A 14,918-nucleotide genomic window follows, 5' to 3' on the forward strand; every position below is an offset into this window, starting at 1 on the left:
AGGAGGTCACACTGTCGGCACAGCGCACGGACTTGCCGCGCGCCGTCCTAGACTGTTGGCATGCCAGCCCGTGACAGCCTTTCCGCCACCCGCGGTTTCCTGCGGGACCGGTTCCGGATCGGGCTGAAACGCAGCGGCGCCTCGGTGATCCCCGCACTGCAAATGACCATCTGTGCGGTGGGCGCCTATGCCTTCGCCGAGTACGTCCTGGGCCATAATGCCCCGCTGTTCGCCGCGACCGCGGCTCTGATCTCGCTTGGCTTCTCCCGCGAACCGCGGACCCGCCGGGTGCTGGAAGTCGGGATTGGCTGCACCCTGGGCATCACCGTCGGTGAACTCCTCCTGCAGGTGCTTGGCAACGGCCTGTGGCAGGCCGCCATCGTGCTTTTCACTTCCTTGATGCTGGCCCGCTTCCTGGACCGCGGCGTCATCTTCACCACCCAGCTGGGCCTGCAGTCCCTGCTGGTGGTGCTGCTTCCGGCACCCGACGGCGGGGTCTTCACCCGGAGTGCCGACGCCGTGGTGGGCGGGATCTTCGCCCTGATTGTCACCATGCTGGCGCCGCGCGATCCCCGGCGCGAGCCGAAGTCGAATGTGCGTGAGCTGCTTAGCGAACTCTCCGCCGTGCTGCGCCAGACCGCCGAGGCGCTGGCCCGCAGTGACTCCACGCTGGCCTGGCATGCCCTGGTCCGGGCCCGGAATACCCAGCCGCAGCTGGACATGCTTTCACGCAGCATCCGGGACGCCCGCGAGGTTGCCCGGATTTCTCCCGCCTACCGCCGCTACCTGGCCGAACTCGGAGACCTGCGCGGCTCGGTCAGTTACCTGGACCTGGCCATCCGCAACAGCCGGGTGTTCGCCCGCCGGACCACCTCCGTGATCAACCACGCCGCCCTCTCGGATGAGGCGGTGGAGAAGATCTCAGAGGTCATCAATGACACAGCCGACGCCGTAGACGTGCTGGCCCGGGCGCTGGGCGGCGGCGAGTCGCCTGCAACCCGGGAGCGCCACCTCCGCCAGGCCCGCAACGAACTGGCGGCTGTGGGCTCGCGGCTGCACCCGGCGTCGCTGGCGGTAACCGACCTGCAGGGCGACGCACTGGTTATGCTGTTCCGCCCCCTGGTTGTCGATCTGCTCGAAGCCACCGGGCTCTCCCACGAAGAAGCCGTGACCTACCTCTCCAAGGTCTAACTGCGCTGCCGGGCGGTGCGCCGCGGTGCGCGCCCCGCCCTTCCGGGGCGTGTCAGTGCCGCGGGATAGCCTGATGGCATGGCCACGAAGACTTCACGGGCGAAAACCGCCAACTACCGCTGCACAGAATGCGGCTGGACCGCCGCTAAATGGGTGGGCCGCTGCGGTGAGTGCCAGGCCTGGGGCACGGTCGAGGAAGCCGGCGAAGTCGTGGCCCGGACCACTGCGGCCGCAACCGTCGCCCGCCCTGCCCAGCTGATTGCCGACGTCGACGCCACTACAGCTGCCTACCAGCAGACCGGCGTCGGCGAACTGGACAGGGTCCTGGGCGGCGGACTCGTGCCCGGTGCCGTGATCCTGCTGGCCGGGGAACCCGGCGTCGGAAAGTCCACCCTGCTCCTGGACGTCGCCGCGCGGGTGGCCGGGCAGGGCCGCGACGTCCTGTACGTCACCGGTGAGGAATCCACAGCGCAGGTCAAACTCCGCGCCGAGCGGATCGGTGCGCTCTCCGGCAACCTGTACCTCAGTGCCGAAACCGATTTGGGCCAGGCCCTGGGCCAGGTTGAGCAGGTCAAACCGTCGCTGCTGATCGTGGACTCGGTCCAGACGATGAGCAGCACGGCGGTGGACGGCAGCGCCGGCGGAGTCAGTCAGGTCCGCGAAGTCGCCGCCTCCCTGATCAACGCGGCCAAGACCCGGAACATGGCCACACTGCTGGTCGGGCACGTCACCAAGGACGGTTCCATCGCCGGTCCGCGGCTGCTGGAGCATCTGGTGGATGTGGTCTGCCAGTTCGACGGCGACAGGCACTCCCGGCTGCGGCTGCTCCGTGCGGTGAAAAACCGTTACGGACCCACTGACGAAGTGGGCTGCTTCGATCTCACCGAAGACGGCATCGAGGGCCTGACTGACCCCAGCGGTCTTTTTGTCTCGCGGACCAAGGACCCCGTCTCCGGAACCTGCATCACCGTGACGCTGGAGGGACGGCGTCCCTTGCTTGCCGAAGTGCAGGCGCTGCTCGCGGAAACCGGCAACGCCCAGGCACGCCGGGCCACCAGCGGCCTGGATTCGGCGCGGGTGGCGATGCTGCTGGCGGTGCTGCAGCAGCGGGCATCGATGAACCTAGCCAAAGACGACAGCTACGTGGCGACCGTCGGCGGCGTCAAGCTCACCGAACCCGCCACCGACCTCGCCGTCGCCCTGGCCGTGGCCTCGGCGAAAATGAACAAGCCGCTGCCCGCCCGGCTCATCGCCTTCGGTGAGGTGGGGCTGGCCGGAGAAGTCCGCCCCATCCCCGGGATTGCCCGCCGGGTGCAGGAAGCCGAACGGCTCGGTTTCAGCCATGCCGTGGTTCCGGCGTCCCCCAACGGTCCGGGCCAGGTTCCTGCGGGATTCAAGGTCCGGGAGGTCTCCACGCTCTCCGAGGCGCTGGAATTGCTCTTCTAGGTCCGGGCAGGCCGATTCAGCAGGTTCTTTTGCCATACTCCCGTGACGAATGTGGCAAATGTGACCGGTTTGCCCACTATTATGGGGAAGTATCTGCGCACCCACGCCCAGAACGTCCGTGGGCCGGACTGGCCGGAAGGAAAGTGACAATGGCTCGCACCCCCGAGGATGCGCTGAAGGCCACCCTGTCCAGGGTAGCCCCCGGAACCGCGCTGCGCGATGGGCTCGAAAGGATCCTGCGAGGCCGTACCGGTGCGCTGATTGTCCTCGGATTCGACCGCACGGTGGACTCCATCTGCTCCGGCGGCTTCGATATCGGTATCGAGTTCTCTTCCACCCGCCTGCGCGAACTGGCCAAAATGGACGGCGCGATCGTCTGCGACAAGGATGGCGCGAACATCCTCCGGGCCGCCGTCCAGCTGGTGCCCGACCACACCATTGAGACACATGAGTCCGGGACCCGTCACCGCACCGCTGAGCGTGTTGCGATCCAGACCGGGTTCCCGGTAATTTCCGTCAGCCAGTCCATGCAGATCATCCAGCTTTACGTCGGCGGACTCCGACACGTCCTGGAAGGTTCCGAGCCCGTGGCGGCCCGCGCCAACCAGGCGCTGGCCACCCTTGAGCGCTACCGCGCACGCCTGGACCAGGTGACCAATTCGCTCTCCGCCCTGGAGATCGAAGCCATGGTCACCATGCGTGACGTAGCGGTAACCCTCCAGCGCCAGGAAATGGTGCGCCGCATCTCCGAGGAAATCTCCCAGTACGTTTTGGAACTCGGCCTCGACGGCCGCCTGCTCTCCCTGCAGCTGGAGGAACTGACCACCGGCCTCGGCCCGGGCAGCGAGATGATCATCCGGGACTACGCTGACGTCAGTGGCGATCAGGGCGATGTGGAGGAGCGGATCGCGACACTGCAGAACCTCAGCCCCTCGGACATGGTGGACCTGGGCAAGATCGCCGCAGTGGTTGGCTTCCAGCCCGGCCAGGATTCGCTTGAAGCAGTGGTGCAGCCGCGCGGTTACCGGCTGCTGAGCAACATCAAGAGCGTGCCGCCGGCTGTCTCGAACCGGCTCGTGGATCATTTTGGCGGTCTGCAGAACCTGATGGCAGCCAACATCGAAGACCTGATGCAGGTGGACGGAATTGGTGAGCAGCGTGCCCGCACCGTCCGCGAGGGTCTTTCCCGGATCGCCGAAACAAGCCTGCTCGACCGCTTTATGTAACTCCGGTATCGCTCCGGGCAGGCCTGCTGGGTCAGTCCAGCTGGAACACGGCCTTCTCACTTGTGGTCTCGCCGAGGCGGGCGGTGAAGACGTACCAGCCCGGGTTCGGGTTGCTGGCGACGGCACCACAGCCCGGCGCCGACCGCATCCGATCCCAGGTGAAATTGGCCTTTTCCGTGGCACCGGGAGCGAACTCCTTCACCAGGTCTTCGCCGCCGTCCTGGCAATCCGCGGAGGAGAAGATGCGGTCCGAGCCGCTGGTGACGATGAATTCCATCTGGTTGGTGCCCACATTGATTTCACACGGTTCGGACCCGGTGTTGGTTACCGAGAGCGTCAGCAGCGGGTTGGCCCCGGCCGCGTACGCTGGAACATCGGTGGAAGCGGCCACGGTCACCGCGGCGGCCGGACACATGGCATCGGTTTCGGCCGGCTCATCAGAGGGAGCGGGCTCCCCGGACTTGGAACTGTCTGCCTTTGGGGTGGCTGAACCTGACGGCGAAGCACTGGGAGCCGGCTGGGACGGACCGGAGGCCGAGGCGTCCTTATCCGCCGTCAAGGCTCCTGCCAGTGCGAATCCTCCCCAGGCCAGGCTGGCTAGGACCACGGCCGCGACCAGCAGCAGGGCCAGCCGGCGCCGCCGGTAGACTGCCTTGCTCGGCTGGGCAGGCTTGCCTGGCTGGGTGGACGGGCGGCGGCCGCCCTGGCCGGTTCCGGCGCGCGTTTTGCCCTTGCCCGAACTGCTCCCCGGCCCAGACCGGCCCTGGGATCCTTTTACCGCCATGGGTTAAGGCTATGGATCCCGGCCTCGATTACTGCGCACACCACGCCGGTCAGTAGAGTATTGCTGGTCAATACCGAGGGAGCAGCATGGAACCGGACCAAATACTGCAGCTGCATACCCGCATCACCTCATGGTTCGCAGATAACGCCCGCCGGCTGCCTTGGCGTGAACCGGACTGCGGTGCCTGGGGCATTCTGGTCAGCGAGGTAATGCTGCAGCAGACCCCCGTGGTCCGCGTCCTGCCCGTCTGGCAGGAGTGGATGGAGCGGTGGCCCGAGCCGGGGGCATTAGCAGCTGAGGCCAGCGGCGAAGCCGTCCGGGCCTGGGGGCGCCTCGGATACCCCCGACGGGCCCTGCGCCTGCACGCGGCGGCCACGGCGATCGTTGCCGACCACGGGGGCAAGGTCCCCGATACGTACGCGCGGCTGCTCACTCTTCCCGGCGTGGGCGACTACACGGCGGCAGCGGTGGCAGCTTTTGCGTTCGGGCGGCGGGAAACAGTGGTGGATACGAATATCCGCCGCGTCCACGCCCGGCTCGTGACCGGCAATGCATTGCCGTCACAGTCCCTCACGGCAGCGGAGATGCGGCTGGCGGTCTCGCTTTTGCCGGTGGACGACGCCGGGTCGGTGGCCTGGAACGCCGCAGTCATGGAACTCGGGGCGCTGGTCTGCACGGCCCGCAGTCCCCGCTGCGATGACTGTCCGGTGCAGGCGGATTGCGCCTGGGTGCGCGCCGGCCGCCCGGAGCCGCATTATGTGCCCAAAGGCCAGTCCTGGCATGGCACCGACCGCCAGGTTCGCGGGGCCTTGATGGCCGTGCTCCGCGAGGCCGAGGGCCCCGTGCTGCGCGAACTGCTGCTCACCGGCCCGGTTGACCTGGTGGCTCCTGAAGCAGATGCGGCGCTTGGTCCGCTGGCTGCGCTGCACGCCCTGGCCGCGCCCCCGGAGCAGCTCGAGCGGGCCCTGGACGGTTTGCTGCGGGACGGCTTGGCAGAGCTGTCCGACGCCGGGGTGCGGCTTCCGGCCTAGCGGGCCGCTGCGCAGGGGCGTGGGTACCTGGTTTACGGGCTAGATTTCCCCGAAACCGTTCCGGACTTCCAGTCCGAGCATCTCCACTGCCCGTTCCGCGTCTGGTCCGTGAGCCGAAACGGTGAGGGTTTCGCCAGCTTTCAGCCCAAGGGTCATCAGCATCATCACGGATTTTCCGTCGACGCCGTTGATCGTGATATCCGCGTCGAGGTCGGACATGGCCTGCGCCACTGCCGCGGCCGGCCGGGCGTGCAGCCCCAACGGGTTGATCAGTTCCCACGACGCCGTGTGCACGCCGTCGTCGTCCTGGTCAATGTCGTCGAGCTCCGGGCCCGCGTCCGCCGGGACTGCGCCGCTGACCTGCCCGGCACCGGCCATCGAAGCCGCCGCCGCCTCCGCGTCCCGGACCACGGCTTCGAGGTCCTGTCCGGTCTGGGCAGCCACGGCCGCGGCAACAGCACCTTCCACCAGGGGTGCGTCGGCGAGCCGGACCAACTCGCGCTGATCTGGTTCAAGGAACTCCAGTGCCATGTCAGTGGTCATCACAGCCGACCCCAGGTCCGCCAAGACCACCACGCCGGCTCCGCCCTCCGCCTGGGCGATCGCCGACTGGATTTTCTCCAGGCTGGTGCCGATCCCGCCGTCGTCAGTGCCGCCCGCAGCGATGATCGCCACGTCCGGCGCCATCTGCCCGGCAAGTTCGCACAGTCCTTCCGCCAGTTTGTCACTGTGCGAAACGATCACGAGCCCGACCTTCATGCGGTCTCCCCTGCGGCCTGGGCAGCGGCCTGCAGGATCAGGGTCGTGGAGGCCGCTCCGGGATCGAGGTGGCCGGCGCTGCGTTCCCCGAGATAACTCGCCCGGCCCTTGCGCGCGATCAGCGGTTCGGTTCCAGCCAGTCCGGCGGCTGCTGCGTTGGCCGCGGCGGCCAGGGTCTGGGCCCCGGTGGCTTCAGCCGCATCCGCGGTCTGCGCGGCTTCCACGGCGGGCGTGAAGGCATCGACCATGGTCTTATCCCCCGGCTCCGCTTTGCCGCGGCTGACAATGCCGTCCCGTGCGGCAGTCAGGAAGGCGACGACGTCGTCCGCACCCAGGACATTTTTGCCGGCGACGGCGGTGGAACCGCGCAGGAACGCTGTGCCATAGAGGGGGCCCGCTGCGCCGCCTACCTTGGACATCAGGGTCATGGCCGCGAGCTTAAAGACGTCCGACGGCGTGGCCGGAACGCCGTCGGCATCGAGCTTCTCCACGATCGCCGTGAAGCCGCGGTCCATGTTCTCGCCGTGGTCGGCGTCTCCGATTGCACGGTCGAGGTCGATCAGACGCTGCCGGTTTTCGGCCATTGCCACTGCCGCGCGGTGCATCCAGGCAGCGGCCCACTGGGCATCCAGGTCCATCCCTACACTCCCCACCGCAGGGCTGCGGTATGAACCGGCGAGTCCCACAAATCGATCATGTCGTCATCGAGTTTCAGCACGGTCACTGACGCGCCCTGCATTTCCAGGGCGGTGATGTAGTTGCCGACCAGGGAGCGCTCCACCCGGATTCCGCGCTCGGCCAGGATCTTGGCTGCGTGACGGTACACGATATACAGCTCGCTGAGCGGAGTGCCGCCCATACCGTTCACGAACAAAAGCACCCGGTCTCCGGAGGCCGCACCCAGGTCGGCGAGCACCGGTTCGAGCAGCTGGTCCGTGATCACGTCCGCCGCCGTCATGGGCATCCGGCGCCTGCCGGGCTCCCCGTGGATACCCACACCGAGCTCAATCTCGTCCTCACTGAGTTCAAAGCTTGGTTCTCCGGCGTGCGGGACGGTGCAGGCGCTCAGGGCGACGCCCATGGAGCGGACATTGGCGTTCACCCGTTCGGCGATGGCGGTGACAGCGTCTAGGTCATCTCCGCGTTCAGCAGCGGCTCCGGCGATCCGCTCCAGCAGTACGGTGCCGCCAACCCCGCGCCGGCCGGCCGTGTACAGCGAATCCTCCACCGCGACGTCGTCGTTCACCACCACGGTGCGGACCTGGATGTCTTCGACCTGCGCCAGTTCCGCAGCGGTCTCGAAGTTGAGGATGTCTCCGGTGTAGTTCTTGACGATCAGCAGGACCCCGGCGCCGCCGTCTGTTCCAGTGATGGCGGGAAGGATCTGGTCGGGTGTCGGTGAGGTGAAGACCGCCCCGGGGACGGCGGCGTCGAGCATTCCCCGGCCCACATAACCGGCGTGGAGCGGCTCGTGGCCGCTGCCGCCGCCCGAGACCAGCGCGACTTTGTTCCGGACCGGCGCATCCTGGCGCAGCACGTAGGCCGGATCGGTGTGCACCGTGACGAGGTCGTGGTGGGCTTGCCCGAACCCTTCCAGGGATTCGGCTACCACTGCGCGGGGATCGTTGATGAGTTTCTTCATGGCCTGGCGCTCCTTTTACCCACAAGTTGCCCACAAGGACGGGATAAAACGGGCGGGGATCTGGGCCTGCCCGCCGCTGTTTGAGGCAACCCTACCCCTCGGCGCGGACGCTGCACAGGCTTGGAATACACCCTGACGCACTGAAGGAAGGGCATTAGCCCTTCCTTCAGTGATTCCCGGGTTTCCCGGGTTTCCCGGCCAACAGCGACAACAGCGACCGGGAGTCTGCACGGAATCTGGTCCGTGCCGGGATTACTTACCCTTGAAAGCGTCCTTGACGTGCTCGCCGGCCTGCTTCACGTTGGCCTTAGCCTGGTCTCCCTGGCCCTCGGCTTCCATGCGCTCGTTTCCGGTGACCTTCCCGAGGCCTTCCTTCACCTTGCCGCCGACTTCTTCGCCCTTGTTCTGCATCTTGTCATCTGCGCCCATATTGGTACCCGCTTTCTGATCGGCCGGCTGCCTTCCCTGATGGAAGTCCATTGAGTTAGCTCGCCGGCAATTCTGGATGCTAAGTACCCTTAGTGTATCTGATTGAGTATCCAAATGCCAGTAAATACCGGCGGTTCACTATCCGCGAACAGTGCGGATCATGCGGGTATTGCCGAGTGTATTCGGCTTCACCCGGGCAAGGTCCAGGAATTCAGCGACGCCTTCATCCTGTGATCGCAGGAGTTCGGAATAGACCTGCGGATCCACTGCGGCTTGGTTTTCCATCACTTCGAAACCGTGGCGCTTAAAGAAATCAACCTCAAAGGTGAGGCAGAAAACGCGGGAGACGCCGATTTCAACGGCATCGGCCAGCAGCTGTTCCAGCAGGAGGTGCCCGACGCCGCGTCCCCTCCAGTCGCGGTGCGTAGCCAGGGTGCGCACTTCGGCCAGGTCCTCCCACATCACGTGCAGCGCACCGCAGCCCACCACCTCGCCCCCTGCGTCCTGGGCGATGCGGAACTCCTGCAGGCCCTCGTAGTAGGCCACGGCCTCCTTGGCGATCAGCACCCGCTCTTCGGCAAGAGGAGCAACCAGTTCACGAATACGCTGGACGTCGGCAGTTCGGGCGCTGCGGACGGTGACCTGGGCTGTCTCTGCGGTTTGAGTCATTGGTTCAGTCTAGGACTTACCCCCGGGCCAGAAGCGAACCGGGAATCCTGAACTTCGAAACTCCGGCACATAGTCGTTAACGCAGAAGGAGCCCCCGGGTTTTCCGGGGGCTCCTTCTGCGCTGCTTTACTGCTTGCTTACTGTTTGGCTAGTCCTACTTGCCGTCGCCGACTGCCCCGGCCTCAATGGCTGAAGGAGCTTCTTCGATGGCCCGCGGGGCGCCGTGGCCCACGAAGGTGAACTTTGCATCGTCACCTTCGCCTTCCACGTCGACCGAAACCGTTTCGCCCGGCTTGAGGTCCCCGAAGAGGATCTTCTCAGAGAGCTGGTCCTCGATCTCGCGCTGCATCGTGCGGCGCAGCGGGCGGGCACCCATGGCGGGATCGTAGCCGCGGGTGGCCAGCAGGATCTTGGCGGCGGGGCTGAGCTCGATGCTCATACCCTTCTCGGCAAGACGCTTGCCCAGGCGTTCCGCGAACAGATCCACGATCTGGACGATCTCGTCCTGGGTCAGCTGCGGGAACACCACGGTGTCATCCACACGGTTCAGGAACTCGGGGCGGAAGTGCTGGCGCAGTTCCTCCGTGACCCGTGCACGCATCCGCTCGTAGCCGGTCTTGGTATCGGTTCCGGACTGGAAACCGGTCATAACGCCCTTGGAGATGTCCTTGGTGCCAAGGTTGGTCGTCATGATGATGATGGTGTTCTTGAAGTCCACCACCCGGCCCTGGGAGTCGGTCAGGCGGCCGTCTTCCAGGATCTGCAGCAGCGAGTTGAACAGGTCTGCGTGGGCCTTCTCAACCTCATCGAACAGCACCACGGAGAACGGACGGCGGCGGACCTTTTCGGTCAGCTGACCGCCTTCTTCGTAGCCAACGTATCCGGGAGGGGCGCCGAAGAGGCGGGAGACCGTGTGCTTCTCCGAGTACTCGGACATGTCCAGGGTGATCAGGGCATCTTCGTCGCCGAACAGGAATTCAGCCAGTGCCTTCGCGAGTTCGGTCTTACCGACGCCGGTGGGGCCGGCAAAGATGAACGAACCGCCCGGGCGCTTCGGATCCTTCAGGCCGGCACGCGTACGGCGCATGGCCTGCGAGATCGACTTGATGGCCTGGTCCTGGCCGATGACCCGCTTGTGCAGCTCATCTTCCATCTTGAGCAGCCGCGTGGATTCTTCTTCGTTCAGCTTCACCACGGGAATGCCGGTGGAATTCGCCAGAACTTCGGCGATCAGTTCCTCATCCACCTCGGCGATGTCGTCCAGGCCGCCGGACTTCCACTGGCGCTCCTTCTCGGCACGCTGGTCCTGGAGCTTCTGCTCCTTGTCCCGCAGCGAGGCAGCACCTTCGAAGTCCTGCGCGTCGATCGCTGATTCCTTCTCCATCTTCAGGGCGGAGATGCGCTCGTCGATTTCCTTCAGCTCCGGAGGAGCGGTCATACGGCGGATGCGCAGCCGGGCACCGGCTTCATCGATCAGGTCGATGGCCTTATCCGGCAGGAAACGGTCGCTGATGTAGCGCTCGGCGAGGGTTGCCGCCGAAGTCAGGGCCGCGTCCGTGATGGACACGCGGTGGTGCGCTTCGTAGCGGTCCCGCAGGCCCTTGAGGATCTCGATCGCGTGGGCGACGGAAGGTTCGTTGACCTGGATCGGCTGGAAGCGGCGTTCCAGCGCAGCATCCTTCTCAATGTGCTTGCGGTACTCATCGAGCGTGGTGGCGCCAATGGTCTGCAGTTCCCCGCGGGCCAGCATCGGCTTCAGGATCGAAGCGGCATCGATGGCGCCTTCGGCGGCACCGGCACCCACGAGGGTGTGGATCTCGTCGATGAACAGGATGATGTCGCCGCGCGTGCGGATTTCCTTGAGGACCTTCTTCAGGCGTTCCTCGAAGTCACCGCGGTAACGGGAACCGGCCACGAGCGAGCCGAGGTCAAGGGTGTAGAGCTGCTTGTCCTTGATGGTCTCGGGAACGTCGCCACGGACAATCGACTGGGCCAGGCCTTCGACGACGGCAGTCTTGCCGACGCCGGGCTCACCGATCAGGACCGGGTTGTTCTTGGTGCGCCGGGACAGCACCTGCATTACCCGTTCCATCTCATGCTCGCGCCCGATGACCGGATCCAGCTTGCCTTCACGCGCTGCCTGGGTGAGGTTGCGGCCAAACTGGTCCAGGACCACGGACCCCGCCGGCTGCCCTTCCTGCTGCTGGCCGGCGGAGACGGGCTCCTTGCCCTGGTAGCCGGAGAGCAGCTGGATGACCTGCTGGCGGACCCGGCCGAGATCTGCGCCCAGCTTGACGAGGACCTGTGCTGCCACGCCTTCACCCTCGCGGATGAGGCCCAGCAGGATGTGCTCGGTGCCAATGTAGTTATGGCCCAGCTGCAGGGCTTCCCGCAGCGAGAGCTCAAGGACCTTCTTGGCCCGCGGGGTGAAGGGGATGTGGCCGGACGGGGCCTGCTGGCCCTGGCCGATGATCTCCTGCACCTGCTCGCGGACAGCACCCAGGGAGATGCTCAGGGATTCAAGGGCCTTGGCAGCAACACCCTCGCCCTCATGAATGAGCCCGAGCAGGATGTGCTCGGTGCCGATGTAGTTGTGGTTGAGCATGCGTGCCTCTTCTTGGGCAAGCACGACAACGCGACGGGCACGGTCGGTAAATCTTTCAAACATGAGGCACACTCCTAGCTAACGCGTAATTCGATGCTACGGCTCCCAACCCCGCTTAAGGGGCGTGTTCGCCATGGGCGTGACCTCACGCAGGGTGTTAGCCCTGAGCGGCGCGGTAAGCCTCGATAATCTCGCTGTTGACACGACCGCGTTCGGAGACTGTGTAGCCGTTGCTGCGGGCCCATTCGCGGATCTGCGCTGCCTCATTGCTGCGTGCTGCGCCGGTGCCGCGGGGGCGTCCGGTGCGACCACTGGTTTTGCGGCCGGCATCCAGATAAGGCTTCAAAGCCGCGCGAAGATTCTTCGCATTGTCAGTTGAGAGGTCAATCTCGTACTGTGACCCATCCAGTCCGAAACGAATCGTTTCGTCCGCGCTTCCACCGTCGAGATCGTCAACCAGAATGATTTTTACCTTTTGCGCCATGTCAGGCTCCTATGCAGTCAAAGCAGCGGAATGTTTCAGAATTCGAGACTACTTCGAGTATGGCGCAATTGGTAATGCCACGTCAAAGCAAGGAGGCATTTTTAATAGCTATTCTTTATCGGCGGGCCCGGCTGCCTTGTTCTTCGCATCCAGGTCTTCCTGAATCTGCTGGTCGGCCTCGCGTTCAGCTTCGGCTTGCGCTTTCCGCTCGGAACGGTCGGCGTTCAGCAGTGCCTTCATAGCGAAATAAAAGAGAGCTGCGACACAAATGGAAGGCAGCAGTACTTCCACGTATTCCATGATCTAACCCATTTCCGGCTTTAGGAGGGGAAACAGAATTGTTTCCCGGATTCCGACGTTCGTGAAAAGCATCACGAGGCGGTCGATGCCCAGCCCGATACCACCCATGGGCGGGGCACCGTACTCCAGGGCCCGCAGGAAGTCTTCGTCCAGGGCCATGGCTTCGTCGTCCCCCGCGGCAGCGCGGCGGGACTGTTCGGTCAGGCGTTCGCGCTGGATCACCGGGTCGATCAGCTCGGAGAACGCCGTGCCCCGCTCCATACCGCCGATAATCAGGTCCCAGGCCTCGATCAGGCGGGGATCGTTTCGGTTCGGCCGGGCCAGGGGCTGGGCCGACGGCGGGTAGTCGTAAACAAAGGTTGGCTGCAGCAGGGTCGGTTCGACGATCTCCCCGAACAGTTCGACGACGAGCTTCTCGGCATCCCACTTCGGGTCCACCTTGACGTTGCGCTCCCCGGCAATCCGGCGCAGGGTTTCCGCGTCCGTGTCCGGAGTGATTTCCTGCCCAACGGCCTCGGAGAGACCCGGGTAGACGGACAGCCAACGCCATTCGCCGTCGAGGTCGATGGTTCCGGCCTCGGTCTCGATCTGGCGGCTGCCGGCGGCGTCGGCGGCGTTGAGGATGATTTCCTTGATCCGGTCGGCCATCACGTACTGGTCGGCGTAAGCCTCGTAGCATTCCAGGGTGGTGAACTCGGGGCTGTGCGTGGAGTCCACGCCTTCGTTGCGGAAGATGCGGCCGAGTTCGTAGACGCGCTCGATGCCGCCGACGACGGCACGCTTGAGGTAAAGCTCGGTGGCGATGCGCAGGGTCATCGGCTGATCGAAGGCATTCAGGTGGGTTTCAAACGGCCGCGCGGAAGCTCCGCCGTGGATCAGCTGCAGCATCGGGGTTTCGACTTCGACGTACCCGTGATCGTGCAGGGTGTCGCGGACCGCGCGGATAATCGATGCCCGCTTGTAGACCATATCCCGGGCCTCGTCGCGGACCATGAGGTCGACGTAGCGCTGGCGGACCCTGGTTTCCTCGTTCAGGCCGGCATGCAGGACGGGCAGCGGGCGCAGGGCCTTGGAAGCCATGGACCAGGAGTCAGCCATCACGGAGAGTTCCCCGCGGCGGGAGGAAATCACTTCACCGCGGATGAAGACGTGGTCACCGAGGTCTACCAGGGCCTTCCAGTCGGCCAGGGATTCCTCACCGATGGCGGCCAGGGAGAGCATGGCCTGCAGGCGGGTACCGTTGCCCTCCTGCAGCGTGGCGAAGCACAGCTTGCCGGTGTTGCGGATGAAAACGACCCGGCCGGTGACCCCAACGGTCTCGCCGCTGGTCTCGTCTGCCTGCAGGTGGCCGTACTTTTCCCGGACCTCGCGAAGCGAGTGCGTGCGCTCAACGCCGACGGGATAGGCGTCCTCGCCGCGTTCAAGCAGCTTGGCGCGCTTTTCCGCGCGGATGCGCATCTGCTCGGAGGTATCGGCTGCAACAGGTACGGAATTAGAGGTGGTCACGGTTCTTAAGTCTACCCAGCCGGGCAGCCGGTCCCGGACGGGACCGTGGCTGAACTGCAGCTCAGCCGCGCAATTCCATGTTGTCGATCAGCCGGATACTGCCCAGCCGGGCCGCCACAAGCGCCAGCGCCGGTCCCGTTAGGGTGTCTGAGGGTCCGGCCGGAACCGGCTCCAGAGTGAGCGGATCCACGATCTCGAAGTAGTCCAGTTCCACTCCTGCCTGTGAGTTGATGAGTCCGACGGCGGCGGGCAGGTCCAGCGGAAGCCCGGCGGCGGCGTTCTCCCGCAGCTGGCCCAGGGCCCGGGAGAGCACCAGCGCATTCCGGCGCTGTTCCGGATCCAGGAACACGTTGCGGCTGGACTCCGCCAGGCCATCCGCCGCCCGGACAATGGGTACCGGGCAGATCTGCACCGGGAAGTTGAGGTCGGCCACCATCCGCCGGATCAGTGCCACCTGCTGGGCGTCCTTCTGTCCGAAGTAGGCTCGGTACTCCGCAGGAACGGCCGGCTGCGCGCAGTGCAGCAGTTTCGCCACGACCGTCAGGACGCCGTCGAAATGGCCGGGGCGGGAAGCGCCCTCGAACCTGGTCCCCAGGCTCCCGGAACTGACGCGGACCAGCGGCGGTCCGCCGGGGTACATGGTTTCCTCGGTGGGCGCGAAAACCAGGTCCACGCCTGCCGCGCCGAGGACGTCCAGGTCTGCCTCGAGGGTGCGGGGGTAGCGCGCCAGATCGGCGGCGTCGTCGAACTGGAGCGGATTGACGAAAATGCTCGCAACAACGACGTCATTCTCAGCCCGGGCCGCCTGCGCCAGGGCGGCATGTCCGTGGTGGAGTGCACCCATGG

General features: G+C 65.5%; 15 protein-coding genes. 4 read left to right on the forward strand and 11 right to left on the reverse strand.

Annotated features, from left to right (window positions below; translation table 11 throughout):
* The first annotated feature begins 60 nt into the window (after positions 1-60).
* The 3 genes from RTN46_RS08960 (at position 61) to disA (ending at position 3,863) form a co-directional block, all read left to right on the forward strand.
* Complete coding sequence (locus RTN46_RS08960; protein WP_312180689.1) at positions 61-1,191, forward strand: FUSC family protein; 1,131 nt, start codon at positions 61-63, stop codon at positions 1,189-1,191.
* 78 nt (positions 1,192-1,269) lie between these two features.
* Positions 1,270-2,637 (forward strand): DNA repair protein RadA, encoded by a 1,368-nt coding sequence (radA, locus tag RTN46_RS08965; RefSeq protein ID WP_312180690.1) that lies wholly within the window; start codon positions 1,270-1,272, stop codon positions 2,635-2,637.
* 149 nt (positions 2,638-2,786) lie between these two features.
* Positions 2,787-3,863, forward strand: coding sequence for a DNA integrity scanning diadenylate cyclase DisA (gene disA, locus RTN46_RS08970; protein ID WP_312180691.1), 1,077 nt, complete (start codon positions 2,787-2,789; stop codon positions 3,861-3,863).
* A gap of 31 nt (positions 3,864-3,894) precedes the next feature.
* On the opposite strand, the gene RTN46_RS08975 is transcribed toward disA, so the two are convergent.
* Positions 3,895-4,647, reverse strand: coding sequence for a hypothetical protein (locus RTN46_RS08975; RefSeq protein ID WP_312180692.1), 753 nt, complete (start codon positions 4,645-4,647; stop codon positions 3,895-3,897).
* Between the two features lie 86 nt (positions 4,648-4,733).
* Between RTN46_RS08975 and RTN46_RS08980 the strand changes: the two genes are divergently transcribed.
* Entirely contained in the window at positions 4,734-5,678 is a 945-nt protein-coding gene (locus tag RTN46_RS08980; protein ID WP_312180693.1) for an A/G-specific adenine glycosylase, read from the forward strand.
* A 39-nt stretch (positions 5,679-5,717) separates the two neighbouring features.
* Here RTN46_RS08980 and dhaM read toward each other — a convergent pair whose 3' ends face one another.
* From dhaM to panC, 10 genes are all read right to left on the reverse strand, one after another.
* Positions 5,718-6,437: a dihydroxyacetone kinase phosphoryl donor subunit DhaM gene (gene dhaM, locus RTN46_RS08985; protein WP_312180695.1), complete on the reverse strand. Its 720-nt coding sequence runs from the start codon at positions 6,435-6,437 to the stop codon at positions 5,718-5,720.
* Positions 6,434-7,075, reverse strand: a complete 642-nt coding sequence (dhaL, locus tag RTN46_RS08990) for a dihydroxyacetone kinase subunit DhaL (protein WP_312180697.1) — start codon at positions 7,073-7,075, stop codon at positions 6,434-6,436. Before dhaL ends, dhaM begins: the two co-directional genes overlap by 4 nt.
* Before the next feature lie 2 nt (positions 7,076-7,077).
* Positions 7,078-8,079: a dihydroxyacetone kinase subunit DhaK gene (dhaK, locus tag RTN46_RS08995; protein WP_312180698.1), complete on the reverse strand. Its 1,002-nt coding sequence runs from the start codon at positions 8,077-8,079 to the stop codon at positions 7,078-7,080.
* 252 nt (positions 8,080-8,331) lie between these two features.
* On the reverse strand, positions 8,332-8,508 hold the full coding sequence (locus RTN46_RS09000) for a CsbD family protein (protein WP_191745266.1): 177 nt from the start codon (positions 8,506-8,508) through the stop codon (positions 8,332-8,334).
* 138 nt (positions 8,509-8,646) lie between these two features.
* Entirely contained in the window at positions 8,647-9,177 is a 531-nt protein-coding gene (locus tag RTN46_RS09005) for an amino-acid N-acetyltransferase (protein WP_312180701.1), read from the reverse strand.
* A gap of 154 nt (positions 9,178-9,331) precedes the next feature.
* On the reverse strand, positions 9,332-11,845 hold the full coding sequence (locus RTN46_RS09010; protein ID WP_312180703.1) for an ATP-dependent Clp protease ATP-binding subunit: 2,514 nt from the start codon (positions 11,843-11,845) through the stop codon (positions 9,332-9,334).
* Positions 11,846-11,939: 94 nt separating this feature from the next.
* Positions 11,940-12,266, reverse strand: a complete 327-nt coding sequence (locus tag RTN46_RS09015; protein WP_312180704.1) for an Lsr2 family protein — start codon at positions 12,264-12,266, stop codon at positions 11,940-11,942.
* A gap of 108 nt (positions 12,267-12,374) precedes the next feature.
* A complete protein-coding gene (locus RTN46_RS09020) occupies positions 12,375-12,566 on the reverse strand; it encodes a hypothetical protein (protein WP_312180705.1) in 192 nt (63 codons plus the stop codon).
* Between the two features lie 3 nt (positions 12,567-12,569).
* Positions 12,570-14,024 (reverse strand): lysine--tRNA ligase, encoded by a 1,455-nt coding sequence (lysS, locus tag RTN46_RS09025; RefSeq protein WP_312180711.1) that lies wholly within the window; start codon positions 14,022-14,024, stop codon positions 12,570-12,572.
* Positions 14,025-14,133: 109 nt separating this feature from the next.
* Positions 14,134-14,918: pantoate--beta-alanine ligase (panC, locus tag RTN46_RS09030; RefSeq protein ID WP_312180707.1), on the reverse strand; the 785-nt coding region annotated here is incomplete at its 5' end.

Source organism: Arthrobacter sp. (assembly GCF_031988865.1).
GTDB lineage: Bacteria > Actinomycetota > Actinomycetes > Actinomycetales > Micrococcaceae > Arthrobacter_B.